Here is a 25,867-nt window from a genome sequence, read left to right on the forward strand (position 1 = left end):
CGGGCGAATACCGTTCGGTCCGCACCGTTACTCTTGGAGTGTTCCGCTGAGAGCGGGAGCACACCCATCGGGGGAGGTGCCACTGTAACGCCAGGATATTCAGCAACGATGACTAATACGAGCGAGGAGTTGGACTCCGCAGTCGCCGCTGCAACGCAGGGTGACCGGGCCGCTTTAGCTCTGGTCCTGGAAAACATTCGGCCCTTGGTTGTGCGTTACTGCAGAGCCAGGGTCGGTGCTGCGGAGAGGGGACAACTCTCCGCGGACGACGTGGCACAAGAAGTGTGCCTCGCCGTGATGACGGCCTTGCCTCGTTACGAGGATCAAGGCCGGCCGTTCATGGCATTCGTCTACGGGATCGCCGCGCACAAGGTCGCCGACGCGCATCGGAACTCCGCCCGTAACAAGTCGGAGCCCGTCGCCGAAGTACCGGATGTCGTAGCCAACGATGACGGACCCGAACAGAGGGCGCTGGACTCGGAAGCAAGCAGGCAGATGAACGAACTGCTGAGCACGCTGCCGGAGAAGCACCGGGAGATCTTGATCCTCCGCCTCGTGGTCGGTATGTCAGCCGAGGAGACGGCCGCGGCCGTGGGTAGTACTGCGGGAGCTGTCCGCGTGGCTCAACACCGAGCCATCGCGAAACTGAAAAAAGAAGTGACGAGGGCAGGTGAGAGGTTTGGCTAGGGGCATCAAGCGCAACGGCAATCCCGATGCCGATCTCCCAGGAGACGACGCACCGGTGGACGTCGCGGCAGTGCGCCGCGACGACGCTTTGATCGACGCGATCGCCGGCGGCGGTCCCGTCGCAACGGATTCGCCGGAGCAGTACGAGCTCGCGCTTCTGCTGACCAATTGGCGCGCCGACATCGTGGCGACGCCGATGCCGACCGGGCCGCTGCTGGACGACGTGATCGCGGCGATCGACGCCTCGGACGCCCGTTCCGCACGCAGCGCTGCCCGCAGCAAGCTCCGCTTGTTGCGACCCATCGCAGGCGCTGCCGCCGCGATCGCGGTCGTCATGGGTGGCGCGACCATCTTCTCGTACAACGCCGCACCCGGCGATCCGCTGTGGAGCGTCAAGTCGGTCGTGTTCAGCCAGCAGGCCGATTCGACCGTCGCACAGATCGACACCACGTCGCAGCTGCAGGAGGCCGAGCGGCTGATCGCCTCGGGCGACGCGGAGGCGGCGAAGAACCTGCTCGAGGGCGCCGCCGACCGTTCCGGCGGGGTACGCGACGCCGACATGCGCAACGAACTCGACGTGTGGCGGGCGAAGCTCGCCGCGGAGGTCGAGAAGATCGCTCCCACCACGCCGCCTGCGACGACGACGCCCGGTACCACCACGACGGATGCGCCGACGCAGGCCACCGAGTTGCCGGCCACCGTGCCGGGCACACCCGGTTCGACGACACTGCCGGGAATCGAGCAGTTGCCGGGAACCCTGCCGACGGATCTGCAGATTCCGGGACTGCCGCCCATCCCGCTGCCACAGCTGCCCACGCTGCCGCCGCCTCCGCCCGAAACGGTGCCGCCCATGAGCCCGGATCCCACGATCATGTTGGTTCCGACGCTGCCCTCGGACACTCCGGCGACGGAGCCGTCCACCCAGCAGCCGCCGCAGGAGCCCTCGACGGTGCCGCTGCCCACCACCACGACCCCGGTCCCGGTGCTACCGCCCACCAGCTAGCGGTTCGGCGGCCCTCCCGCACAGACCACTGTGGCCCGACACTTCGCGTGTCGGGCCACAGTGGTCTGTATCGGGTTGTGCCGGATCAGGCGTCGAAACCGTCTCCGTGCAGAGCGTCGTTCATCGAGGCGTCCGCGTAGCCGCGGCAGTAGTCCCAGGTGACGTATGCCTCGGGTGTCGGGTCGTAGGCGGGCTCGTGCGGGCGCACGGTGCCGTCGACCAGAAGCTGGAGGAGGTTGGCACGAAGCATGTCCCAATCGTGGTAGTGATCTTGCTGGCAGTCTTCGCAGCAGACGACGAGACCGCGGATCCCGCGATGTGCCAGCAGCGCCTCGTACACGGCGAGGTCGGCCAGATCTTCCTCCACGGCGAGACGCTCGTGGGGGTCGAGTGGTTGGCCCGGTTCGATCGCGTCGAGAGCTGCGGACGGGTCGGCGGGGTCGCCGGCGAAGGGGTCCGGGGGCAGACCTGGAGGCAGTTGATCGCGCACAGCACCACGGTACGCAGGTCAGCCCGGTCTGCGCCAGCCGTTCGGCGTACGCCCAGCGTGGGTGGGCTCCGTGGTGATCGCGTCGAGCCGATATCATGGTTTGTGGAGCTGGGAATATCGATCGTCGCTCCGGCCTTTTTCTTGTATCCGTGTTCCCGAAAGTTTCCACCAGATCGAAGATCTGAATGTCCACAGACGGCGCCACCGGCGCCGCACCTATGTTCCATGGAGGGCCCGAACCGCATGACAAGTTCAGCAGGGCATGTACACACCGGCGGTGACGACCCGAACAAGGTCGCGATGCTGGGTCTCACGTACGACGACGTCCTGCTCTTGCCGGCGGCGTCGAATGTCATCCCCGGCCAGGTCGACACGTCCAGCCAGCTGACCAGGGACATCCGGCTGCGAGTGCCGCTCGTCAGCTCCGCGATGGACACCGTCACCGAGGCGCGGATGGCCATCGCCATGGCCCGCGCCGGTGGCATGGGCGTCCTGCACCGCAACCTGTCGGTGGAGGCCCAGGCCGGGCAGGTGGAGACGGTCAAGCGGTCCGAGGCGGGAATGGTCACCGACCCGGTCACCTGCAAGCCGTCCGACACTCTCGCCGAGGTCGACGCCAAGTGCGCCCGCTTCCGGATCTCCGGACTTCCGGTCACCGACGAGGCGGGGCAGCTCGTCGGCATCATCACCAACCGCGACATGCGCTTCGAGGTCGACCAGAACCGCGCCGTGTCCGAGGTCATGACGAAGGCCCCGCTGATCACCGCGCAGGAGGGTGTCACCGCGGAGGTGGCGCTGGGTCTGCTCCGCCGCCACAAGATCGAGAAGCTGCCGATCGTGGACGGTCAGGGCAAGCTCACCGGCCTCATCACGGTCAAGGACTTCGTGAAGACCGAGCAGCACCCGGACGCCACCAAGGACCGCGACGGCCGGCTCCTCGTCGGTGCCGCCGTGGGTGTGGGTGACGAGGCGTGGAGCCGCGCAATGGCTCTCACCGACGCCGGAGTGGACGTGCTCGTCGTCGACAGCGCCCACGGTCATTCGGCCGGCGTGCTGGACATGATCTCGAAGCTCAAGGCCGAGGTTGACGAGCGCGTGCAGATCATCGGCGGCAACGTCGCCACCCGCGGCGGTGCGGCCGCTCTCATCGAGGCAGGTGTGGACGCGGTCAAGGTCGGTGTCGGCCCCGGCTCCATCTGCACCACCCGCGTCATCGCCGGTGTCGGCGCCCCGCAGATCACTGCGATCCTCGAAGCGGTCGCCGCAGCCAAGCCGCACGGTGTGCCGGTGATCGCCGACGGTGGACTGCAGTTCTCCGGCGACATCGCGAAGGCCCTGGCGGCAGGCGCGTCGACGGCCATGCTCGGTTCGCTGCTCGCGGGCACCGCGGAGTCGCCGGGCGAGCTGATCCTCGTGAACGGCAAGCAGTACAAGAGCTACCGCGGCATGGGTTCCCTCGGCGCGATGCAGAGCCGTGGCGCCGCGAAGTCGTATTCCAAGGACCGCTACTTCCAGGACGACGTGCTGTCCGAGGACAAGCTGGTTCCGGAGGGCATCGAGGGCCGGGTCGCGTTCCGCGGTCCGCTGTCCCAGGTCACCCATCAGCTCACGGGCGGTCTGCGGGCCGCCATGGGCTACACGGGAGCGTCGTCGATCGAGGAACTGCAGAACGCGCAGTTCGTGCAGATCACCGCTGCGGGTCTGAAGGAGAGCCACCCGCACGACATCACGATGACGGTCGAAGCTCCCAACTACACCGCTCGCTAGCAACCAGTCACGATTCACGAGAAAGGGGCGCGCGTGCGCGACCTCGTTGAGATCGGCATGGGCCGAACAGCCCGACGAACCTATGAGCTGGACGACATCGACATCGTCCCCTCCCGCCGGACCCGCTCCTCCAAGGAGGTGTCGACGTCCTGGCAGCTCGACGCATACCGGTTCGACATTCCTGTGCTGGCGCATCCGACCGACGCGCTCGTGTCGCCGTCGTTCGCGATCGAACTCGGCAAGCGTGGTGGCCTCGGGGTCATCAACGGTGAGGGTCTGTGGGGCCGGCATGCGGACGTCGAGGCGAAGCTCGCCGAACTCGTTGCGCTGGCCGAGTCGGACGTCGACGTCGAGGCGCCGATCAAGAAGCTGCAGGAACTGCACGCCGCGCCGTTGCAGCCGGGGCTTCTGGCTGCTGCCGTGGCCCAGGTCCGCGACGCAGGTGTCACGACCGCGGTTCGGGTCAGCCCGCAGAACGCCCGGGCGCTCACCCCGCAGCTGCTCGAGGCGGGCATCGACCTGCTGGTCGTGCACGGCACGATCATCTCCGCCGAGCACGTCGCGCACGGCGACAGCGAGCCGCTGAACCTCAAGACGTTCATCTCCGAGCTCGACGTCCCCGTCGTGGCCGGTGGGGTGAGCGATCACCGCACCGCGCTGCACCTGATGCGTACGGGCGCGGCCGGTGTGATCGTCGGATACGGCTCCACCGAGGGCGCCACGACCACCGGTGAGGTGCTGGGCATCGGTCTCCCGATGGCCACGGCCATCGCGGACGCCGCTGCTGCTCGCCGTGACTACCTCGACGAGACGGGTGGACGCTACGTCCACGTTATCGCGGACGGCGACATCACCTCCTCGGGCGACCTCGCCAAGGCGATCGCCTGTGGCGCGGACGCCGCAGTCCTGGGCGCACCGCTGGCCGTCGCGGCGGAGGCTCCCGGCGGCGGCTGGTATTGGCCGTCGGCCGCGGCGCATCCCTCGGTTCCGCGCGGCACGATGCTGCCGGTCTCGTTCGGTGACCGTCCGTCGCTCGACCGCGTCCTCACGGGTCCGTCCGACGACCCGTTCGGTTCGCTGAACTTCGTCGGCGGGCTGCGCCGCTCGATGGCGAAGTCGGGGTACTCGGATCTGAAGGAATTTCAGAAGGTCGGCCTGACCGTCCGCGCCTGAGGCGTCCGTTCGCCGCCGCTTCTCTCGTCGCCCAATGTCACATCGGTGCAGTTCAACTGCACCGGTGAGGCATTGGGCGACGTGCGTTTGCGGGTATCACGACCGTTCCTGATACCTCTCGTTACAGTTAGGTGACCCTTGTGGCAGCTGTCACAGCCGAGGGGTGCATACTGGCGAGTAATAACTCAGGTGTCGTTGGAGGTCGAGTGATGAGCAAGCAGCGCGCAACGGAGTACGACGTCCTCATCGTCGGATCCGGATTCGGTGGCAGTGTCACCGCACTCCGATTGGTCGAGAAGGGCTACAAGGTCGGCATCCTCGAGGCGGGCCGTCGCTACGCCGACGCGGACTTCGCGAAGACCAGCTGGGATCTCAAGAAGTTCCTCTGGGCGCCCGCCCTCGGTTTCTTCGGCATCCAGCGCGTCCACCTGCTGCGCGACTGCTTCATCCTCGCCGGCGCCGGCGTCGGTGGCGGTTCGCTCAACTACGCGAACACGCTCTACAAGCCGCCCGCCTCCTTCTTCCAGGACAAGCAGTGGTCGCACATCACCGACTGGCACGACGAGCTCACGCCGTACTACGAGCAGGCCCGGAAGATGCTGGGCGTGGTCCAGAACCCGCACATGACCCCCGCCGACGAGATCATCAAGTCGGTCGCGGAGGACATGGGGGTGGGCGATACGTTCATCCAGACCCCGGTCGGTGTCTTCTTCGGTGAAGCGGGCAAGACCGTGCCCGACCCGTACTTCGGCGGCGTCGGCCCCGACCGCACCGGATGCATCGAGTGCGGCGAATGCATGACCGGATGCCGGCACGGCGCCAAGAACACCCTGCTCAAGAACTACCTGGGTCTCGCGGAGAAGGCGGGCGCCGAGATCATCCCGATGACCACGGTCACCGGTCTGCGCGAGGCGTCCGACGGCACCTGGGACGTCTTCACCCGGCGCAGCGGGCCGCGGAAGAACCGGAACCGCAAGACATACACCGCCGCGAACGTCGTCCTGGCCGCGGGCACATGGGGCACCCAGCATCTGCTGTTCGACCAGAAGGAGACGGGCGCGCTGCCCAAGATCTCCGACCGGCTGGGCGTGCTCACCCGCACCAATTCGGAGTCGATCCTCGGCGCCGCCAAGAACAAGGTGGACCCCGCGCTCGAGCTCACGAAGGGCGTCGCCATCACGTCGTCGTTCCACCCGACGTCCGACACCCACGTCGAGCCGGTGCGCTACGGCAAGGGGTCGAACTCGATGGCGCTGCTGCAGACGCTGCTGACCGACGGCGGCGGCCGGCGGTGGATGACGTTCCTCAAGGAACTCGCGAAGGATCCGAAAGCTCTGAAGGTCCTCACCCCGTACAAGTGGAGCGAGCGCACCATCATCGCGCTGGTGATGCAGAACCTCGACAACTCCATCACCACGTACACGAAGAAGGGCCTGTTCGGTCGGCGCAAGGTCACCAGCAAGCAGGGCCACGGCCAGCCGAACCCCAGCTGGATCCCGGCAGGCAACGAGGCGACCCGCCGGATCGCGGAGAAGATCGACGGTCGCGCGGGCGGCACCTGGGGCGACGTGTTCAACATCCCGCTCACCGCGCACTTCCTCGGTGGCTGCACGATCGCGTCGGAACCGTCGAAGGGCGTCATCGACCCGTACCACCGCGTGTGGGGTTACCCGACGCTGAGCGTGGTCGACGGGTCGGCCGTGTCCGCGAACCTGGGCGTCAACCCGTCGCTGACGATCTCGGCGCAGGCCGAGCGTGCGGCCTCGTTGTGGCCGAACAAGGGCGAGGAGGACCTGCGTCCGGCGCAGGGCGAGGGATACCGGCGCCTGAACCCGGTCGCCCCGGTCGCACCGGTCGTCCCGGCGGGGGCGCCCGCCGCGCTGGTGCTGCCGATCGTCGAGATCCGCAACAGCTCCGTGGTGCCCGACGCGCAGAAGCACGGCGTTGCATAGGGCGCGAGAGGGCCGGGTCATGGGGTCGCGCAGACCACAGAGCTGCGCCGATTAGACTGACCCGGTGGCAGATATCGAGCAACAGAGACCGGTCCTCGTCGTCGACTTCGGCGCGCAGTACGCGCAGCTGATCGCCCGGCGGGTGCGTGAGGCCAAGGTCTATTCCGAGGTGGTTCCGCACACCGCGACCGTCGAGGAGATCGCGGCCAAGAATCCCCTTGCCGTGGTGCTGTCGGGCGGGCCGTCGAGCGTCTACGCGGACGGTGCGCCGCAACTCGATCCGGCACTGTTCGATCTGGACATTCCGGTGTTCGGCATCTGCTACGGATTCCAGGCCATGGCGGGCGCACTCGGCGGGACGGTGGCACACACCGGCACCCGTGAGTATGGCCGCACCGACCTGAAGGTGCAGGGCGGTCTGCTGCACGAGGGGCTGCCGTCCAGTCAGCCCGTGTGGATGAGCCACGGCGACGCGGTCACCGAGGCCCCGGCCGGCTTCGAGGTGACGGCCACGAGCGAGGGCGCACCCGTCGCCGCGTTCGAGGACCGGGCCCGCAAGCTCGCGGGTGTGCAGTACCACCCGGAGGTGCTGCACTCGCCGCACGGCCAGCAGGTGCTCAGCCGGTTCCTCCACGAGATCGCCGGCATTCCTCCCGCATGGACGGCCGCGAACATCGCCGACGCCCTCGTCGAGCAGGTCCGCGAGCAGGTCGGCGACGGCAAGGCGATCTGCGGGCTCTCCGGCGGTGTCGACTCCGCTGTCGCGGCGGCGCTCGTGCAGCGCGCCATCGGCGACAACCTGACGTGTGTGTTCGTCGATCACGGTCTGATGCGGGCGGGCGAGCGTGCCCAGGTCGAACAGGATTTCGTTGCCGCGACCGGCGCCAAGCTGATCACGGTCGACGCCGCCGACACCTTCATCGGTGAGCTGGCGGGGGTGTCCGACCCGGAGACCAAACGTAAGATCATCGGCCGCGAGTTCATCCGCAGCTTCGAGGGCGCAGTCAGCGACGTGCTGGGCGAGAACGCCGCGCACGGCGACACGGTCGAATTCCTCGTGCAGGGCACGCTGTACCCGGACGTGGTGGAATCCGGCGGCGGCACCGGCACGGCCAACATCAAGAGCCACCACAACGTCGGCGGACTGCCGGAAGACCTGCAGTTCACGCTCGTGGAGCCGCTCCGCCTGCTGTTCAAGGACGAGGTCCGGGCGGTGGGACGCGAGTTGGGTCTGCCCGAGGAAATCGTGGGACGCCAGCCGTTCCCCGGCCCCGGGCTGGGCATCCGCATCATCGGCGAGGTCACGCAGGAGCGGCTCGACATCCTGCGTCACGCGGATTCCATTGCGCGCGAAGAGCTGACGGCCGCCGGGCTCGACGGTCAGATCTGGCAGTGCCCCGTGGTGCTGCTCGCCGACGTCCGCAGCGTCGGCGTGCAGGGTGACGGACGCACCTACGGTCACCCGATCGTGCTCCGCCCCGTGTCCAGTGAGGACGCGATGACCGCGGACTGGACGCGACTGCCCTACGACGTTCTCGAGCGGATCTCCACCCGGATCACCAACGAGGTGCACGACGTCAACCGTGTCGTGCTGGACATCACGAGCAAGCCGCCGGGCACCATCGAGTGGGAGTGACGCACTGTGCGCGGTGAGTGAGTCCGAGGACTCGCTCACCGCGCACGTGCGGTTGCGTCTCTACTTCCGCCGGTTGGGTGCGAACACGAGCACCACGCCGACCAGCACCGCGATCACCACGAACAGCCAGTGGAACCCGACGTTCGCGAGCGGTTCCAGCGAGAACGGCCCCGCGAGCGCCCAGCCGCTCACCAGGAGTGCTGCCAATCCTGCGAGGAGCAGTAGTGGCGACGGGCGCTTCCGCGTCCGGGTCTGTTCGCTGCCCTGAGTGTCGTCGATGTCATCCACGGCGCACCTCCACACTTCCGAATCGGACATCGGCATTGAGGGTCAGGACGTGACCGTCCGTGCCGTCGACGCCACCGTCGAGGCCCTCCGGGAGACACTGCGCGTCGCCGAACTGCGCGGTGCAGTGGTTCTCGACGTTCATACCGGGCGGCAGGAGCACCACGACCTCACCGAACTGCCCACTGACGTCGACCGTCTTGTCCTCGGTGAGAGTGACGTTCCGGAGGTCGAGCGTGAAGCTGCCGAATCCGCCGGAGTAGGCGGGCTCGATGGCGGCCGCCGTCGCCGGGTTCCAGGTCCGATCGCCCATGTTCTCGCTGTTCAGGTCGAGTGAACCGACGATCGAGGCGAGGATCACGAAACCGATCAGCGGGCCGGCGACGACGAGAAGTCCGTAGCCCTTGCGCAGAAATCCGCCGATCAGCAACCCCACTCCGATGACGGCGAGCGCAACGGCGCCGATGCGACCGGGGTTCAACCAGTCGGATCCGGTGGCGACCGACAACGCGGTCGCCGCCGCGGCCGCGAGGATCGCCAACCCGATCACCATCGTCGTCAGGCGGGAGTGGGTGCGGTCCGGTTGTACTGCGGGAGCGGTGGTCCTGGCCGGTTCGGGCAGATCCCATGCGAACGGGGCGACCCCGAGCGGGTCCCACGCCGGCGGTCGCGGTTCGAGCGGCGCGAACGGGGCCGAGGGTGCGTCGACCTGCGGACCCGGGGGTGGGGACTTCTCGAACGACACCGGATCGGATTGGGCGGCAGCAGCTTCGGGCTTCAGTGCCTCCGTGGGTGCGTCGGCCGGCTTCTCGCCGGAGGCCGGCGGCGTGCTCGGCGTGTAGGAGTCGGGAAGTTTCGTGTACGGACCGTACGCACCCGGACCGTAGGCACTCGGACCGTACGTGCCGGGGCCGAACGGGTTGGCGCCGAACTGACCGGGCGAGAAACTCGTCCCGGGATACCCGGTCCCGACACCCGGGGCAACGGCGCCGGCGGGCAACGGTGGGGGTATCGGCTGCCGCTGATACAGCAGCCACAGGCCGCCGAGCATCAACGCCATGCTGACCAGGCCGGAGCCGCCGAGGCCGACACCGAAGGGGCCGACGGTGCTCAGCGCGATGGCCAGTGCGACGAGAAGGACGATGGTCTTGGTGCCCGAGTCGGAGCTGTGACCGCGTCCCACCAGCGACTCCGCGGGGGAGGCCGGGTCGCCCGATTTCGTGAGGGCGAGCCAGCACGCCAGGTAGAGGAGCACGCCGGCGCCACCGAAGATGGTGGACACGACGAAGGCGACTCGTATCAGTACGGGATCGACGCCGTAGCGGTAGCCGATTCCCGCACAGACACCGGCGACGTGACCACGGCCCGGCAACCGCACCGGCCGGGTCCGCCACAGATCCTGTATCTGCTCTTGGAAGCTCCCATTGCTCATACGACCATCGTTCCGGTCGGCGCGGCGCGCGTACATCGGGAACTACCCTGATCTTTCCGGTCGGGGTGGGCCGGGAACGCGGGCCGAAGTCAGGGTTGGACCCTGATGCCGTGGCCAGGGGATCGTGCCAGTATCGAACATGTGCAACCTGTGTCGAACACGTCCGCGGGCGGTGCCCAGTACGCGGGCGCCGTGACCGCGCCTGCCCCGCCCGACGGCATTCCCATGCCGCGGCTCGAACGCCGGACCGGTGGTCGCATCGTCGGCGGCGTCGCGGGTGGTATCGCCGATCAGCTGGGCGTCGACGTGATGAAGGTGCGGGTCGCGTTCGCGTGTCTCGCCGCGCTCGCCGGCGCCGGCATCGTCGGCTACGGACTGTTGTGGATCTTCACGGCCGCAGGTTCCGACACCGAGAAGCCCAGTGCCTCCGAGCGGCGGAGAGCGTACGGACTGATCGCGATCGGCCTTGCCGGTGCGTCCGCGTTGTCGTGGTTGTTCAGTGGCCGGGTCGGTTCGGTGATCGCGCCGATCATCGTGGTGGCGGTCGGCGCGGCTCTGGTGTGGCGCGAATTCGATTCGGAAGGTCCGCGCACCGTCATCGGGCTGCCGCAGCGTCCCACCGTCCTCACCTGGGCGCGGGTCCTCGGTGGCGTGACGTTGATCGTGTCGGGTCTCGGTGTGGTGATCCTCGCGCAGGTCGACTTGGCTGCGCTGCGTTCGTCGTTGCTGGCCGTGGTGGTCACCCTCGTCGGCGCCGGGCTGCTGACCGTGCCCCTGTGGTTGCGACTGTGGCGCGCGCTGGGCGCGGAGCGTGCCGCCAGGATCCGCAACGACGAGCGTGAGGAGATCGCGTCACACCTGCACGACTCCGTCCTGCAGACCCTGGCGCTGATCCAGAAGCAGGCCGACGATCCGCAGGAGGTCGCGCGGCTGGCCCGGGGGCAGGAACGAGAACTGCGGAAGTGGTTGTTCGGTGGGGGAGACACCGACCATTCGAGCCTCGCGGAGGCGTTGCGCATCATCGCAGGCGAGGTGGAGGACCATCACGGCGTCACGGTGCGGCCGGTGACGGTCGGCGATGTGGCGCTCGACGTCGAGGGCACGGGCGAGGGTCTGTCGAAGGAGAGTTTCACGGCGGTGCTCGGTGCGACGCGGGAGGCTCTGGTCAACGCGGCCAAGCATTCCGGGGAGACGGACATCAACCTGTTCGCCGAAGCCGAGCGCGAACAGGTCAGTGTGTTCGTCCGGGACCGCGGCGTCGGATTCGACGTCGACGAGGTGTCCCCGGACCGTCAGGGCCTGGCGAAGTCGATCCGTGGACGGATCGAGCGGCGCGGCGGGCACGTCGACGTGCGGTCCGCACCCGGCAAGGGAACCGAGGTGCGAATCCACATGCCGCGGAACGGCCGGACGTGGGCGACAGCGGGCGCCGCCGAGGACACGGACACTGCCGGCGTCGAGGACGTGCCGTTCAGTCAGGGTGCGTGAGCACCACTTTCGCCGTGTCTGCTCGCAGGCTGTCCCGGTGAGGGGGTAATGTTCGCCGGCGACACGACTGTGGGGGTCGTGTGGTCGCACCGTGCTGCGGCGGGGTGGGACGCGAGATGTCAAGGGGGGATTTCATGTTCGACCGTGAGGGTCTGCGCGTGCGCGAGCACGAGTTGCAGGATCAGATCGACTCGATGCTGGCCACGCTCGACCGGCAGACGCAGGAACTGCATGCCGCTCAGCAGCAGGTGGCGCAGCTGCGGATGAGTGGGGCGTCCACCGACGGACTGGTGCAGGTGGTGGTGAACTCGGTGGGCGGCGTGGTGGAAGTGCGCCTCGCACCGGACGCGTTCCGGCGGTCCACCCCCGAGTCGCTGGGACGTGCGATGACCGAAGCCGCCCGGCGTGCGGGCGAGGCCGCGCACACCGAGTCTATGCGCCTCATGGGATCGATCGTGGCCGCGACCGAGACCCTGCCGGATCTGCCGGACCTCGTTCCCGGTGCTCCGAGTCTTCGGGACTTCCTCCCGCGCCTCGAGCCCGACGTCGGTGGCGTCCCGGCCGAGCGGGAACCGGACCTCGATGATCCCGACGACGCGCGGTGGAATCGGCCGGTCCTACGGGACGGGTGGCAGTGAGCGCGCAGCTGTGGGTGGACCCGATGCATTTGCGTAGCGTCGCACCCCGATTCGACGCCCTGTCGCAGCGGATGGCAGAGGTCGCCGCCACACTGCACTCGACCCTCGAGGCCGAGGGGGAATGCTGGGGCGGCGACGGGACCGGGACGACGTTCGCGAGCGGGTATCTGCCGTCCGCGGACGCGGCCGGACAGTCGTTGGGGTTCGCCGTCGGGGCGCTGGCCGCGCTCGGATCCAGGCTCAGGAGCACCGCCGACTCGTTCGACGACACCGACCGCGGCACCACATCCAGCCTCGCCGGGCTGTTCTGATGGGCATCGAGGTTCCGGGCAGTGTCCGGTGGCTGGCGGAGAAGGTCGTCGGGGCGGACTGGCCCGACGCGGACGAAACGGCGATGGAGCGGCTCGGGCAGGGGTGGAAGGACGCCGGTGCCTCGCTCGACGACATCATCGAGGAGGCCGACGCCGCGATGCGCTCGGCCATGTCCGGGGTCAGTGGTGACGTCGACACCTCGATGGCGCAGCACTGGGCGCGGATCGGTGGGGACGGGGCGCTACGCGAGTTGTCGGGGTTGCTTCACGAACTCGGCGACACCCTCGACTGGTCGGCCGACGACATCCGGGTCGCGAAACTCTCGATCATCGCGGCCCTGGTGGCGCTGGCGGCCGAACTCGTCGCGGTAGCGGTGGCCAGCGCGATGACGTTCGGTGCGGCGAGCCCGGCCGCGTTCGCGGCGGAAGCGGCCACACAGGTCACCGTCCGGATGATCATCCGGCAGCTGATCACCTCGATCCTCACCCGCGCCGCCATGGGCGCTCTGAAGGGCGCGGCAGGGACGGCGGCCATGCAGGCGACGTTGGAAGCCGGCCTGCAGTGGTACGAGAAGGAACATGGGCGGCGCGACAGCATGGACTGGGGCAACGTCGCCGAGGCGGGTGGCAAGGGTGCGGTTCAGGGAGGTGTGAAGGGTGCGGTCAACGGTGCGTTCGGGCTGAAGTTCACCGACCCTCGTTCTCAGTTCGGGGGCATGCTCGGCTCGTACGTGCAGGAGGAGACGGTCGGCACACCGAGGTTCACCGGCGCCGTCGTCGGCGAGGGGCTGGACCGGACCGGACTCGATGACGACGTCCGGCGGGCCCGCGACGAGATCGACGGGCGTCTGCCGTGAACGGCCCCGACAGCCACAGCTTCTGCCGGAAGACCGACCTGACGGTGGACTCACGCCCGGGCGTACCGAACAGGCACGGCATGCACGGTGACCCCCGCTACCCCTCGCCACGCAGGCTGCGGCGGGCGACCGCCTTCGCGATCGACTGGCTCCTCCATATCGGCGTGGCGATCGGGTTGTCGGCGGTGTGCGAGGCATTGCCGGAACTCGCGCCGTGGTCTTTTGCTGCCGCAGTGTCCTCCTGGATTGCAGTGTCGTTCGTGCACCGAACCGTTCTTCAATCGGTGTTCCATGCAACGGCGGGGAAAGCATTGTGTGGACTGTGCATCCTGAAGCCCGACGGATCGTGGCCAGGGTTCGGCTTCCTCACGAAATGGTGGGTGATCGGTACATTCTCGACCGTTCTCGTCGCCGTCTCCGGCGCGGGCGGCGACAGTGACAAGGAGGACGACTGGTTTCCTCCGGTCGTTCGGCTCCGGGACGTCCGGCGCCTGCACGTCACCTAGAGTGGGGTGACACTACCGCCCACGCGAGGAACAGCTGCAGTGACTTTGCCTGAAACACCCCCGTACCGTGTCTTTCTCGTCGATGATCATGCCGTTTTCCGTTCCGGTGTCCGCGCCGAGCTCGGCAGGGAAGCGGACATGGAGGTGGTGGGCGAGGCGGGCGGTGTCGCGGAGGCGGTGGCCGGGATCAACGCCACCTCACCGCACGTCGTGCTGCTCGACGTCCACATGCCCGACGGGGGCGGTGTCGCTGTGCTGCGGGGCATCGAGTCGGGTCCGGTGTGCCTGGCGCTGAGCGTGTCCGACGCCGCCGAGGATGTGATCGCCGTGATCCGCGCCGGGGCACGCGGGTACGTCACCAAGACGATCTCGGGCGCGGAACTGGCCGACGGCGTGCGCCGGGTCGCAGGCGGTGACGCCGTGTTCAGCCCGAGGCTCGCGGGATTCGTGCTGGACTCCTTCACCGGGCGTTCCAATGCTCCTGAGCCGCAGCTGGATCCGGAGCTGGATTCGCTGACGCCGCGGGAGCTGGAAGTGCTGCGGCTGCTCGCGCGGGGGTACACGTACCGCGAGATCGCCGAGGAACTGGTGATCTCGGTGAAGACGGTCGAAACGCATGCGTCGAACGTGCTGCGGAAGACGCAGCAGTCCAACCGGAATGCGCTCACGAGGTGGGCGCACCGCCGGCGGATCGACTGACCTCCCCGGGTATCAGGGCTGGGCGAGGAGGACGATCACGGCCACGAGCACGGCCAGGATCAGGATCGCGACCATGACACCCATGGCGATCGGCGCCCACGCCACCACCTGATCGCGGACGGTCGGGGCCGGCGAACCGGGAGCGGGTTTCGTCGGGCGCGGCGGCCACTGCAATCGGCCGAGCGGACGCGGCACGTTCTTGAGCGGTGTGCTCTGAGGCACGGCGGGCAGACCGGCCTGGGTGGAACTCACCAGCTTGCTGCGCCGGCGTGAGTCGGGCAACGGCGTCGAACGGTGTGCCCACGCCGGGATGGTGCCGTCTGCGGAATAGACGGGCGAACCGACGAGGTGCGCGACGTTCCCGTCGCCGGCCATGGCCACCCGGGCCAGGGCGTCGCGGGCCTCGGCCATCGTCGGGCGACGCGCCGGGTCGGGCTCGAGCAGGTGCAGCAGCGTGTCGGTGAGCGGTCCGGCCTTACTGGGACGGTAGATCTCGGCCTTCGCGACCCGGTGCAGGAGTGCGATGGAATCGGAGTCGATCCCGAACGGCGGCTGGCCCTCGACGACGGTGTACAGGGTGGAACCGAGCGAGAAGACGTCGCTGGCCTCGGTGGGGTCCTGGCCGCGGGCGACCTCGGGGGAGAAGTACGCGGGTGTGCCGGTGATGACCCCGTTCGTGGTGTCGGCGGAGTCGCCCTTGGCGCGGGCGATGCCGAAGTCGCTGATCTTGACGGTGCCGAGTTCGCGGCCGCGGTCGGCGACGAGGATGTTGCCCGGCTTGATGTCCCGGTGCACGATCCCGGCGGCGTGGGCGGCGGTGAGCGCGTCGGCCACTTGCGCGCCGATCTGGGCGACCTCGAGCGGGGGCAGTGTGTCGGCGATGTTCATCGCCTGGGCGAGGCTGCGGGACGGCAGGTACTCCATGACCAGCCAGGGCTCGCCTGCCTCGAGCGCGACGTCGTACATCGCGATGGAATGGCTGTGGGCGAGTTTGGCGGCGTTGCGCCCTTCCCGCATGGTGCGTTCGCGGACACGGCGGGCCTCGTCGGGGTCGAGTCCGGCCGTTGTGGTGACCTGTTTGATGGCGACGTCGCGGTGCAGCAGGGTGTCCCGTGCGAGCCAGACCGCGCCCATTCCACCGCCGCCCAGTTTGGACCGCAGGCGGTACCTTCCGGCCACCAGGTATTCGGGTCCGATGCCCCTTTCGCTCTGCTCCTGCTCCATCACGCGTTCAGGTTAGAGGATTGCGCGGACACGGGATGCGCGACGGTCCTGACCTGGCCGTTCGGGGTCCACTTGACGGGCCTCCACCGACCGGCTTTACTTGAAATGAGTTCGAAAATACGTTCGAACAAAGCGTCTGTTCGAGCCGCGTCTTCCCCGTGGTTGCCGACCGCTGTTGGTGCCGAGTGTCAGGGGTGTCGAGTTGGCTGAAGTGGCCGGCGAGCCGGGGTTTCCGGTGCCGGGGTCTCCCGAGTTGTCCGGGCTGTCCCGGCAGGAGCGTCTGGACTACCTCCGACGACGGATGGCCGCTGTCCCCGCGCGCGGTGAATCGGTGGCGAGCCGCGCCCCGGTGGAGAGTGCGTTCCCCACGACGGGCACGTCCGCAGCGCCCGATTCCCATGCTGCCGGGGTGCTTCCGGTTCCGGCTGCACTGGCCGAACTCCTTCCCCGAGGCGGGCTGGTGCGCGGTTCGGTGGTGTCGGTGTCGGGTGCCACCTCGCTCCTGCTGGGTTTGGTCGCGTCCGTGACCGCGGGCGGCGGACACGTCGCGGTGATCGGACATCCCCGGCTCGGGGTGCTGGCAGCGGTCGAGATGGGGGCGCAGCTGGAACGGCTGGCCCTGATCCCCGATCCGGGCGCCGATCCGGTGGAGATCGCCGCGGTGCTCCTGGACGGAATGGATCTGGTGGTGCTCGGACTGGGTGGGGCGTCGGTGGCGCCGTCCCGGGCGCGTGCGGTGGTGGCCCGGGCCCGGAGCAAGGGGGCGACCCTGGTCGTCACGGACGGACACTGGGACGGCGCGGAGATGCGGCTGGAAGCCCGGGTGCACGGTTACGGCGGACTGGGCAACGGATCTCAGGACCGGGGATGCGGGCGGTTGCGTTCCCTCAGTCTGGCGGTGTGCGCCCGGGGGCGGTCGTTCCAGCCGCGCACCACCCGATTGGACGTGCGGTCGGCGCAGGGCCGGGTGGAATGGGTGAGTGCACCGGAACCGGTGGCGCCCCTCGAGGTCGCCCCCTTCCCGGGGCCGGTGGAGGTGGTGGGTCTGTGAGCCGGGTGCTGGCGTTGTGGTGCCCCGACTGGCCCGCGGTCGCGGCGGCCGCTGCCGCGGACCTCCCGCCGACTCATCCGGTGGCGGTGACGTCGGGCAATCGGGTGATCGCCTGCTCGGCACCGGCCCGCGCGGACGGGGTGCGCAGAGGCCTGCGCCGCCGCGAGTCCCAGGCCCGGTGCCCCCGGTTGCACGTGGTGACCGCCGATCCCGACCGCGACGCGCGGCTGTTCGAGCCGGTCGCCTCGGCCGTCGACGCGGTGGCGCCCGGTGTCGAGGTGTTGCGACCCGGTCTGGTGGTGCTGTCCGCTCGCGGTGTCGCCCGGTACTTCGGTTCGGAGGAAGCCGCCGCGGAACGGTTGGTGGACCAGGTGTCGGCGGTGGGGGTGGAGTGCCAGGTCGGTATCGCCGATCAGCTGTCCACGGCCGTGATCGCCGCGCGCAGAGCAACTCTCGTGCCACCCGGTGAGGGGGCGGACTTCCTGGCGCCGCTCCCGATGCGGGAACTGGCCGCCGAGCCGAGCCTCGCGGCACCCCACCGCGGTGAGCTGGTCGATCTGCTGCACCGGCTCGGGTTGCGCACGATCGGCAGTTTCGCCGCGCTGTCGGCGGGCGATGTGGCCTCGCGGTTCGGAACCGATGCGGTGCTGGCGCACCGGGCCGCGCGGAGTGAGCCGGAGCGTCCCCCGTCGGGGCGGTCGCTGCCTCCCGACCTGGAGGTCGAGGAACGGTGCGATCCCGTCATCGAACGGGTCGACGCCGCCGCCTTCGCGGGTCGTGCGCTGGCGGAGAAGCTTCATCGCACACTGTCGGACGCCGCGGTGGCCTGCACCCGGCTGTCGATCTCGGCGAGCACCGGCAACGGTGAGCAGCTGTCCCGGATCTGGAGATGTGCGGAACCGTTGACGCCGGAGGCGACGGCGGACCGGGTGCGGTGGCAGCTGGACGGGTGGCTGACCGGGCGCAGCGAGAAGCGGCCCACCGCCGGTATCGCCGTCCTGCGGCTCGAACCGGTGGAAGTGGTGGCCGCCGGCGCCCTGCAGCTGGGGCTGTGGGGTGGAGTCGGCGACCAGGACGAGCGGGCCCGGCGGGCTCTGGTGCGCGTGCAGGGACTGCTCGGCGGGGAAGCCGTGCAGGTGGGGGTCCTCAGCGGTGGGCGGGGCCCGGCGGAGCGCATCACGTTGCTGCCGTTGGGTGACGAGCTGATTCCGCGCAACGATCCGTCGGAGCCGTGGCCGGGCACGTTGCCGGAACCGGCGCCTGCAGCGGTGCTGTCCGCGTATCCGGAGGTGTGGATGTCGGACGAGCGGGGTATGGCTGTGACGGTCACGGAACGGGGTGTGTTCAGCGCGCCTCCCGCGCGGTTGCGGTGGGGGAGCCGGGAGTGGGCGGTGTGTGGATGGGCCGGACCGTGGCCGGTGGACGAGCGGTGGTGGGACCCTCCGGCCGCCCGGACGGCGGCCCGGGCCCAGGTGCTGCTGGAAGAGTCGCGGGCGCTGCTGGTGATCTGCACGGCAGGCCGCTGGTCGGTGGAGGGAATCTATGAGTGACACGGAGCGGGACACACGGCACCGCAGGGTCGTCGTCCAGGAATTGACGAGCCTCGACGGGTTCGTCGCCGGGCGGTCCGGCGAGCTGGACTTCTTCGATGCGGTGCCGGATTACGGTGAGGTGGACCGGTACAACCTCCGTCTGCTCGCCGACACGGACCTCGCCCTGCTCGGGCGCAAGACGTATCAGATGTTCTCGGACTACTGGCCCACCGAACAGGCGCAGGGTGAGGTCGTGGCCGAGATCGTCAACTCGATCCCGAAACTCGTGTTCTCCTCGACGCTGGACAGTGCCCCGTGGGGGGATCGGGAGCCGGCGCAGCTGTGGCCGGGCGACGCCGTCGAACGGGTGCAGCAACTCCGGCAGGAGCCCGGTGGCGACATGATCGTCTGGGGGAGCATCACCCTCGCACGGGCACTGCTCGCCGCCGATCGGGTCGACGAAATCCAGTTGCACGTGGTGCCGATCCTGCTGGGGCACGGCCGCAGGCTCCTCGACGAGGACACCGGGATGCATGCGCTGACGTTGCTGGAGTCGAAGGGGTACGACTCCGGGGTCGTCACGTTGCGTTATCGGGTGGGGCGGGCGGCGTAACCCGCCCGGCGACCTGCCTTGCGAACCGACCGTTCGAAATGCTTTGCTGTGCAGAGGGTCGCGTGCCGGTGGCGGACAGCGTCAGGCATGGAGGCCGGCCACGGCCGCATCGTCGGGTCGTGGCATACCTCGAAAGAGTCGACTGTGACCATTTCTTTCAACCACACTATCGTCGCCGCCAAGAACAAGCAGGAGTCGGCGTCCTTCTTCACCACGTTGTTCGGATTGCCGGACGCCGTGCCTGCCGGCCACTTCCTGGCGGTCGCCCTCGACAACGGGGTGTCCCTCGACTTCGCGGAACCGCCGGTCGAATTCCCGCCGCAGCACTATGCGTTCCTCGTCGGCGAGGACGACTTCGACCGGATCTACGGTCTGATCGTCGAGTGGGGGCTCGAGCACTGGGCGGATCCGCGGCAGACGCTGCCGGGCACCATCAACACCAACGACGGCGGGCGGGGCGTCTACTTCCTCGACCCGTCCGGTCACTATCTGGAGATCATCACCCGCCCGTACGGGTCGGGCGGGTAGTCCGCGGCGGTCGCTAGTCTGGATTCTCGTGGAGACGAGCAGGACTACCCCGACGCGCGCCGGTATCGAGATCGCCTACCGGGACAGTGGCGAGTCCTCGGTGCCGGGGTCGTCGGGCGTCCATCCCGTGCCGGTGGTTCTGGTGCACGGGATGGGCGGTGACGGCGGCACCTGGGACCGCTTTGCCCGCGCACTCGTCGCCCGCGGGCGCCGCGTCCTCGTCGTGGATCTGCGGGGGCACGGTCGCAGTGCCCGCGCCGGGTCGTATCTGTTCGAGGAGTTCGGTGCCGACGTGGTGGAGGTGTGCGACAACCTCGGGCTGACGCGGGTGGATCTCGTCGGGCATTCGCTCGGTGGTCATGCCGCATCGCTCGCGGCCCAGGCCAGACCCGGGCTGGTTCGCCGGCTGGTGATCGAGGAGGCCCCGCTCCCGTTGCGTCCCGGTGACCCGGAACAGGTTTTCGCGAATCGGCTGCCGTCGCTGCCGGAACTGTGGCACGCGACGACGAGCCTGATCCGGCATCCGCGGGCCGCGTTCGCGTTCGACCGGTCGATGACGGGCTCGGCGCTCGAGCAGTTCCGCCGCCCGGATCCGTTGTGGTGGGACAGATTGCCGGACATCGAGGCCGACACGCTGATCCTGCGGGGCGGTCCGGGCGGAATGGTGGATCCGCGCAGACTCGAGTCCGCGGTGGCGGCGATACCGAACTGCCGGGTGGTGGTGTTCCGTAGCGGGCACAGCATTCACCGCGACCGTTACGACGACTTCGCGGCGGCGGTGCTGCCGTTCTTGATGAAGCTCGAGACGAGCTGACAAAAAGTCCGAAAATGTAAACCGCGACGGCTTCGACAGGACTAGCGTGGGAACCGAAGCGGGGGCTCGGAACGGGCCGGTTGTCAGACGAGCGCCCCGAAGCTGCGGGGCGTCCGACGGCGTCTTCCGCACGTCCGGAAGAAGGTCAACGATGTCGACACTCACGCCTGGACGCCCCTTTGCGCCCGGCAGGCAAGGGTTCAGCTCGCTCCGCGCCGGGGGCCTCAACTGGGACGCGTTCCCGTTGCGGCTGTTCACGAAGGGCAACGCCAAGTTCTGGAATCCCACGGACCTCGACTTCAGTCGGGACGCGGAGGACTGGGAGGGGCTGAACTCGGAGCAGCAGCGCAACTCCACGTATCTGGTCGCACAGTTCATCGCCGGTGAGGAAGCGGTCACCGAGGACATCCAGCCGTTCATGAAGGCGATGGCCGCCGAGGGGCGCTTCGGGGACGAGATGTATCTGACGCAGTTCTGTTTCGAGGAGGCCAAGCACACCCAGGTGTTCCGGCTGTGGATGGACGCGGTGGGCCTGACACGCGACCTGCATCCCTTCGTCGCCGAGAACCCGTACTACCGGCAGTTGTTCTACGAGGAGCTGCCGGGATCGCTGAAGGTGCTCGAGACCGATCCCAGTCCGGCCAATCAGGTGCGGGCCAGCGTCACCTACAACCACGTCATCGAGGGCAGTCTCGCGCTCACCGGGTACTACGCCTGGCAGAAGGTGTGCACGACGCGCGGGATCCTGCCGGGCATGCAGGAGCTCGTCCGCAGGATCGGCGACGACGAACGACGCCACATGGCGTGGGGAACGTTCACCTGTCGCCGGCACGTCGCCGCCGACGACAGCAACTGGGGTGTCGTCCAGGAGCGGATGGCGGAGCTGATGCCGATGGCACTGGGCATGATCGACTGGGTCAACAAGCAATTCGAGGTCCAGCCGTACGGGCTCGACGACCAGGAGTTCATCGCGTACGCCGCGGACCGGGCGCAGCGCCGGCTGGGGGCGATCGAGTCGGCGCGGGGACGCCCGGTCGAGGAGATCGATCTGGACTATTCACCCGAGGCCCTCGAGGAGAAGTTCGGCGAGGAGGACGCCAAGGCGATGTCCGAGGCCGCCGGCTGAGGCACGCGCCGCGGTGACAGATGGCAGGATCGGCTCATGGCGCTCACCGCACTCGACCGCAGACTCCTCGGCTGGTCTGCAGCATTCGTGATCTCGCAGGCGAACATCGTCCGGCTACTCGGCCCGGTGGCACCCCGGCTCGCCGACATCCAGACCGCCCGGTCCGCCCGGTCCTACACGGCGATCCTCGACGCAATGTCCGCTGCAGACAGGGCGCGCTACCGCAGCCACTACTACCCGGACTTCGTCCATCCCCTGATCTACGCGGTCGCGTTGCGCACGGGCGCACGACGTCTGGCGGAACTGACACCACTCTCGGCGAGAACGCAGAAAGCGCTGGCGGCGGCCCCGGTGATCTCCGCGGCAGGCGACTACGCCGAGAACGTCGTCGGGCTGTATCTGCTGTCCCATCGCGAGCACATCACCGACGCGACCGTGCGCACCACCAGTGCGGTCAGCGTCACCAAATGGGTGCTGGCGCTCGGGACGCTCGGATATCTGTCCCAGGGATTCGTCCGGGTCTGGGCGGGACAGCTGTTCTCCCGCTAGATTCGGGCACATGTGTGCTGCCGAGCTCAGCGTCGAGTACTTCTCCGGACCGGCCGAGTTCCGGGAATGGCTCGGCGCTCATTACGACTCCTCACCGGGCATCTGGCTGAAGATGGCCAAGAAGGGGTCGGCGCATTCGTCGATCAACTACGACCAGGCTCTCCAGGTCGCGCTGTGCTACGGCTGGATCGACAGCCAGGTCCGCCGCGTCGACGACGACTTCTTCGTGCAGCGGTTCACCCCGCGCTCGTCGCGAAGTCCGTGGTCGAAGCGGAACCGGGAGTTCGCGGAGAAACTCGCCGAGGCAGGTCTCCTCGAGCCTGCGGGCGCGGCGGAGGTGGAGCGGGCCAGGGCGGACGGTCGCTGGGACCGCGCGTACGCGGGACAGAAGGCGGCGGAGATACCGCAGGACTTCCTGGACGCCCTCGCGCAGAATCCCGAGGCCGAGGCCTTCTACGCGACACTCGACAGCCACAACCGGTACGCCGTCTACTTCCGCCTGCAGGACGCCACCCGCCCGGAGACGCGTGCGCGCCGCATCGAGAAGTTCGTCCAGCAGTTGTCGGAGCGCAGGAAGTTCCATGACTGACCGATTTTCCCGACTGACACAATGGCATCGTGCCTGACACGATCACCGCCACCTGCTCTGCTCTGTCCGCGACCGACGAACCCCTCGCGGGCACCGCTGCGCATGTCACGGGCTGGGTGTGCCTGGAGTTCCCCGGCGCGTGGGGCCGGGACGTACTCGACGGCACCGCGCTCGGACCGGACCTGGCCCGTGAGCTGGACGCCCGCGCCGACGCCGCCGGGGTGCGGGTCATGTTCATCCGCCGGCCGGGCCGCAGCACCGCGGCCCCGGATCAACGGACGGTGCTGCTGGCGCAGTCGCATCCCGCGCGGTCGTGGTGCGAGCGGCTCGAGATCGGCTTCCCGGAAGACCTGCTCGACCTGGACCTCGGGCTGATCGCGGGGACCGCACCCGGTCTGGGCACACCGGTGACGGACCCGGTCGTGCTGGTGTGCGCGCACGGGAAGAGGGATCAGTGCTGCGCCGTCCTCGGACGGCCGGTCGCGGCCGGCCTGGCCGCGGAGTTCGGCGACGCGGTGTGGGAGTGCTCACACACGGGTGGGCACCGGTTCGCGCCCTCGCTGATCCTGCTGCCGACGGGGTACACCTACGGCCGGTTGTCGACGCAGGAGAGTGTCGACGCGGTCCGCGCCGCCGCCCGGGGCGAGGTGTACCCGACCGGGCTGCGCGGCCGCAGCTGCTGGGACGCACCGGGGCAGGTGGCGGAACTCGCCGTCCGCGATCTCGTGGACGTGGCCGCGGACGAGCTCACGGTGGACGCGAACTCGGTTGTCGCGCATCGCGACGGGCGCCGCTGGGTGGTCGACCTGGAGGAGTGGGAGCTGCCGCCCCGGCCGGCGAGTTGCGGGGCGGCGCCGAAGCCGGTGCGACCCGTCGTCGCCACCGGAGTCCGCGCCCTCGCCCCCTGACTCGGTCACCAGTGGGTGCCGGGCACCAGCCTTCCGACCTTCCGGGCGGCGCGGCCGAGGACCGACGACGGGCGGTGCCTAGGTTCCGGCGTGTGCTGAGGTGCCGGCGCCGCGTCGTCCGTGCTCTGCCCCTTCGCCGCCGGGGAATCGGGGAACATGCGATACATCTGGTGCATCACGCGATCCTTGACGGCGGGTGCGAAGACGTGGCCGAGTTCCCCGAGCGTGCCGGTCGGGACGTCGATGCGCTTGGGGCGTTCGATCAGCGCCCGGACGACCATTGCCGCCGCCTTCTCCGGGGAGGTGATCGGTCCGATGTTGTACCGGCCGGTGGGTGCGATCATCGGCGTCTCGACCAGTGGCATGTGGATGGTGGTGAACGTGATTCCGTCCGAGAGGGTTTCGGACGCCGCGACGTCGGTGAAGCCGTCGAGGGCCGACTTGCTGGCGACGTAGGCGGCGAACCGCGGCGTCGCGCCCTGGACCCCGGCGCTGCTGATGTTGACGATGTGCCCGTACCGCCGCTCGCGCATCTGCGGGAGGAAGGCGAGGACGAGCCGGACCGCGCCGAAGTAGTTGACGGCCATGGTCCGCTCGAAATCGTGGAGCCGGTCCGTGGAGTGGTAGAGGCCCCGCCGGATCGACCGGCCGGCGTTGTTGACGAGCATGTCGACGTGATCGTGCTCGGCGAGAACTGCTTTGACGGTGTGCTCGACCGACTCCTCGTCGGTGATGTCGCAGGGGTACCCGTAGGCGTCGCCGCCCGCCGCACGGATCTCGGCCACCACGGCGTCGAGTTCCTCGGTGCGCCGGGCGAGGAGAATGACCTTCGCGCCCTTGCGGGCCGTCGCGATCGCGGAACTCCGGCCGATTCCGGACGACGCCCCGGTGATCACCACGTGCCTGCCCACGAGCGGTCCGGCCGGGTGGGGCCTGCGCGCTCGATCCGGGTCGAGGTTCTCACGCCAGTACGACCACAGCCTGTCGGCGTACGACGCGAACCGGGGGACGTCGATGCCTGTGCCGCGCAGCGCCTCCCGGGTGTCCTCGTTCACGAACACCGTGGGCAGCGTCATGTTCTCGACGAGCACGGGCGGGATGCCGAGAGCGCCGAGCACCACCTTGCGGCCCGTGTCGAGGGCCGAGTGGGGGGTGGGAGTGAGGAAGGGGCGGACGAGTCCGCCGGGGAGTCCGGCCGCGGGATGCGGTGCACCGGCGGCCTTGGCGAGCGCGGCGTAGATCTCGCGGACCGGCTGGGGGCGCGGATTGACGAGATGGAACGTCTGGCCGTCCCGTCCCGGTGCCGACATCAACTCCACGATGGCCGCGGCCACGTAGTCGACGGGGACGACGTTGGTCGAGCCGATCCGGGGGACGGCCACGGGCAGGGCCGCGGGGAGTTTCGCGAGCGCCGCGATGGCGGGGAAGAGGTAGTACGGGCCGTCGATCTTGTCCATCTCGCCGGTGACCGAACTGCCGACCACCGCGGAGGGGCGGTAGATTCGCCACCGCAGGCCGTCGGCTTCCCGGACCAACTTCTCCGCCTCGAACTTGGTGCGGTGATACGGGGTGGGGAACCCCTGCCCGAGATCGAAATCGGTTTCCCTGAACGGACCTTCGTGGTCCCCCGCGACGGCGATGGACGAGACGTGGTGCAGCGTCGCATCCAGTTCCCGGGCCAGCGCGATCACCGAGCGGGTGCCGTCGACGTTCGTGGTGGCCTGTTCGTCGCCCGCCGTGAGGTCGTAGATCGCGCCGAGATGCAGGACGTGGTCGGCCGCCGGCGCCGAGGTGAGTCCGAGGCCGGGCTCCGTCAGGTCGCCGATCAGCGGATGCACGCGTTCGCCGCCCGGCATGCCGTCGACGAGCGCCTCCCAGCGCGCGACGGACGCGCGCCGGACGAGGACGTGGATCTCGGCTGATGCATCGCGGTCGAGGATCAGGGGCAGCACGTGCCGACCCAGGAAGCCGGTTCCGCCGGTGACGAGGTAGGTGGACATGACCCGAAC

At 69.0% G+C, this 25,867-nt stretch carries 26 protein-coding genes; 21 read left to right on the forward strand and 5 right to left on the reverse strand.

Annotated features, from left to right (window positions below; genetic code table 11):
* Window positions 1–108: 108 nt before the first annotated feature.
* Window positions 109–687, forward strand: coding sequence for a sigma-70 family RNA polymerase sigma factor (locus ACLIVD_RS12970; protein ID WP_005239770.1), 579 nt, complete (start codon window positions 109–111; stop codon window positions 685–687).
* The gene (locus tag ACLIVD_RS12975; protein WP_283333006.1) at window positions 671–1,690 is read left to right on the forward strand and encodes an anti-sigma-D factor RsdA; all 1,020 of its coding nucleotides are present in this window, start codon (window positions 671–673) and stop codon (window positions 1,688–1,690) included. Before ACLIVD_RS12970 ends, ACLIVD_RS12975 begins: the two co-directional genes overlap by 17 nt.
* 85 nt (window positions 1,691–1,775) lie before the next feature.
* Here the strand turns inward: ACLIVD_RS12975 and ACLIVD_RS12980 are convergent, their stop codons facing one another.
* On the reverse strand, window positions 1,776–2,180 hold the full coding sequence (locus tag ACLIVD_RS12980; RefSeq protein WP_005239778.1) for a DUF5319 domain-containing protein: 405 nt from the start codon (window positions 2,178–2,180) through the stop codon (window positions 1,776–1,778).
* Window positions 2,181–2,423: 243 nt separating this feature from the next.
* On the opposite strand from ACLIVD_RS12980, the gene guaB reads away from it, so the two are divergent.
* The 4 genes from guaB to guaA all read left to right on the forward strand — a co-directional run bounded on the left by guaB (window position 2,424) and on the right by guaA (window position 8,708).
* Window positions 2,424–3,947, forward strand: coding sequence for an IMP dehydrogenase (guaB, locus tag ACLIVD_RS12985; RefSeq protein WP_037244801.1), 1,524 nt, complete (start codon window positions 2,424–2,426; stop codon window positions 3,945–3,947).
* 33 nt (window positions 3,948–3,980) lie between these two features.
* Window positions 3,981–5,120: a GuaB3 family IMP dehydrogenase-related protein gene (locus ACLIVD_RS12990; RefSeq protein WP_005257142.1), complete on the forward strand. Its 1,140-nt coding sequence runs from the start codon at window positions 3,981–3,983 to the stop codon at window positions 5,118–5,120.
* 209 nt (window positions 5,121–5,329) lie between these two features.
* Complete coding sequence (locus tag ACLIVD_RS12995; RefSeq protein WP_491932560.1) at window positions 5,330–7,072, forward strand: GMC family oxidoreductase N-terminal domain-containing protein; 1,743 nt, start codon at window positions 5,330–5,332, stop codon at window positions 7,070–7,072.
* A 64-nt stretch (window positions 7,073–7,136) separates the two neighbouring features.
* Window positions 7,137–8,708 (forward strand): glutamine-hydrolyzing GMP synthase, encoded by a 1,572-nt coding sequence (gene guaA, locus ACLIVD_RS13000; protein ID WP_005570997.1) that lies wholly within the window; start codon window positions 7,137–7,139, stop codon window positions 8,706–8,708.
* 60 nt (window positions 8,709–8,768) lie between these two features.
* Here the strand turns inward: guaA and ACLIVD_RS13005 are convergent, their stop codons facing one another.
* Both ACLIVD_RS13005 and ACLIVD_RS13010 read right to left on the reverse strand, forming a co-directional pair.
* Window positions 8,769–8,996: a hypothetical protein gene (locus ACLIVD_RS13005; RefSeq protein ID WP_283333008.1), complete on the reverse strand. Its 228-nt coding sequence runs from the start codon at window positions 8,994–8,996 to the stop codon at window positions 8,769–8,771.
* A complete protein-coding gene (locus tag ACLIVD_RS13010; protein ID WP_280782671.1) occupies window positions 8,989–10,461 on the reverse strand; it encodes a PspC domain-containing protein in 1,473 nt (490 codons plus the stop codon). The genes ACLIVD_RS13005 and ACLIVD_RS13010 overlap by 8 nt, the downstream gene beginning before the upstream one ends.
* Window positions 10,462–10,530: 69 nt before the next feature.
* Between ACLIVD_RS13010 and ACLIVD_RS13015 the strand changes: the two genes are divergently transcribed.
* The 6 genes from ACLIVD_RS13015 (at window position 10,531) to ACLIVD_RS13040 (ending at window position 14,924) form a co-directional block, all read left to right on the forward strand.
* Entirely contained in the window at window positions 10,531–11,913 is a 1,383-nt protein-coding gene (locus ACLIVD_RS13015; RefSeq protein WP_477952889.1) for a PspC domain-containing protein, read from the forward strand.
* A 134-nt stretch (window positions 11,914–12,047) separates the two neighbouring features.
* Window positions 12,048–12,551: a YbaB/EbfC family nucleoid-associated protein gene (locus ACLIVD_RS13020; protein ID WP_317569237.1), complete on the forward strand. Its 504-nt coding sequence runs from the start codon at window positions 12,048–12,050 to the stop codon at window positions 12,549–12,551.
* The gene (locus ACLIVD_RS13025; protein ID WP_283353396.1) at window positions 12,548–12,862 is read left to right on the forward strand and encodes a WXG100 family type VII secretion target; all 315 of its coding nucleotides are present in this window, start codon (window positions 12,548–12,550) and stop codon (window positions 12,860–12,862) included. The genes ACLIVD_RS13020 and ACLIVD_RS13025 overlap by 4 nt, the downstream gene beginning before the upstream one ends.
* On the forward strand, window positions 12,862–13,719 hold the full coding sequence (locus tag ACLIVD_RS13030; protein ID WP_283333011.1) for a WXG100-like domain-containing protein: 858 nt from the start codon (window positions 12,862–12,864) through the stop codon (window positions 13,717–13,719). The genes ACLIVD_RS13025 and ACLIVD_RS13030 overlap by 1 nt, the downstream gene beginning before the upstream one ends.
* Window positions 13,716–14,225 (forward strand): RDD family protein, encoded by a 510-nt coding sequence (locus ACLIVD_RS13035; protein WP_317569238.1) that lies wholly within the window; start codon window positions 13,716–13,718, stop codon window positions 14,223–14,225. Before ACLIVD_RS13030 ends, ACLIVD_RS13035 begins: the two co-directional genes overlap by 4 nt.
* A gap of 39 nt (window positions 14,226–14,264) precedes the next feature.
* Window positions 14,265–14,924 carry a response regulator gene (locus ACLIVD_RS13040; RefSeq protein WP_009479420.1) on the forward strand — a complete coding sequence of 220 codons (660 nt, stop codon included), beginning with the start codon at window positions 14,265–14,267 and terminating at the stop codon, window positions 14,922–14,924.
* 12 nt (window positions 14,925–14,936) lie between these two features.
* Here ACLIVD_RS13040 and ACLIVD_RS13045 read toward each other — a convergent pair whose 3' ends face one another.
* Window positions 14,937–16,148, reverse strand: a complete 1,212-nt coding sequence (locus ACLIVD_RS13045; RefSeq protein WP_105420571.1) for a serine/threonine-protein kinase — start codon at window positions 16,146–16,148, stop codon at window positions 14,937–14,939.
* Window positions 16,149–16,359: 211 nt separating this feature from the next.
* Here ACLIVD_RS13045 and imuA' point away from each other — a divergent pair, with 211 nt between their 5' ends.
* The 9 genes from imuA' (at window position 16,360) to ACLIVD_RS13090 (ending at window position 23,858) form a co-directional block, all read left to right on the forward strand.
* Window positions 16,360–17,199, forward strand: a complete 840-nt coding sequence (gene imuA' / locus ACLIVD_RS13050) for a DnaE2-dependent mutagenesis accessory factor ImuA' (protein ID WP_283333059.1) — start codon at window positions 16,360–16,362, stop codon at window positions 17,197–17,199.
* On the forward strand, window positions 17,196–18,749 hold the full coding sequence (locus ACLIVD_RS13055; protein WP_283333013.1) for a DNA polymerase Y family protein: 1,554 nt from the start codon (window positions 17,196–17,198) through the stop codon (window positions 18,747–18,749). Before imuA' ends, ACLIVD_RS13055 begins: the two co-directional genes overlap by 4 nt.
* On the forward strand, window positions 18,742–19,344 hold the full coding sequence (locus tag ACLIVD_RS13060) for a dihydrofolate reductase family protein (RefSeq protein ID WP_283333014.1): 603 nt from the start codon (window positions 18,742–18,744) through the stop codon (window positions 19,342–19,344). The genes ACLIVD_RS13055 and ACLIVD_RS13060 overlap by 8 nt, the downstream gene beginning before the upstream one ends.
* A gap of 144 nt (window positions 19,345–19,488) precedes the next feature.
* A complete protein-coding gene (locus ACLIVD_RS13065) occupies window positions 19,489–19,872 on the forward strand; it encodes a VOC family protein (RefSeq protein ID WP_283333015.1) in 384 nt (127 codons plus the stop codon).
* 28 nt (window positions 19,873–19,900) lie between these two features.
* On the forward strand, window positions 19,901–20,686 hold the full coding sequence (locus tag ACLIVD_RS13070; RefSeq protein ID WP_283333016.1) for an alpha/beta fold hydrolase: 786 nt from the start codon (window positions 19,901–19,903) through the stop codon (window positions 20,684–20,686).
* Between the two features lie 151 nt (window positions 20,687–20,837).
* Complete coding sequence (locus ACLIVD_RS13075; RefSeq protein WP_105420556.1) at window positions 20,838–21,812, forward strand: R2-like ligand-binding oxidase; 975 nt, start codon at window positions 20,838–20,840, stop codon at window positions 21,810–21,812.
* A gap of 36 nt (window positions 21,813–21,848) precedes the next feature.
* On the forward strand, window positions 21,849–22,361 hold the full coding sequence (locus tag ACLIVD_RS13080; protein WP_283333017.1) for a hypothetical protein: 513 nt from the start codon (window positions 21,849–21,851) through the stop codon (window positions 22,359–22,361).
* Between the two features lie 10 nt (window positions 22,362–22,371).
* Window positions 22,372–22,950, forward strand: coding sequence for a YdeI/OmpD-associated family protein (locus ACLIVD_RS13085; protein WP_283333018.1), 579 nt, complete (start codon window positions 22,372–22,374; stop codon window positions 22,948–22,950).
* Between the two features lie 29 nt (window positions 22,951–22,979).
* A complete protein-coding gene (locus ACLIVD_RS13090; RefSeq protein ID WP_280782681.1) occupies window positions 22,980–23,858 on the forward strand; it encodes a ferredoxin family protein in 879 nt (292 codons plus the stop codon).
* A 5-nt stretch (window positions 23,859–23,863) separates the two neighbouring features.
* On the opposite strand, the gene ACLIVD_RS13095 is transcribed toward ACLIVD_RS13090, so the two are convergent.
* Window positions 23,864–25,858 carry an SDR family oxidoreductase gene (locus ACLIVD_RS13095; protein ID WP_491932561.1) on the reverse strand — a complete coding sequence of 665 codons (1,995 nt, stop codon included), beginning with the start codon at window positions 25,856–25,858 and terminating at the stop codon, window positions 23,864–23,866.
* Window positions 25,859–25,867: the final 9 nt, after the last annotated feature.

Source organism: Rhodococcus sp. G6(2025) (assembly GCF_058628105.1).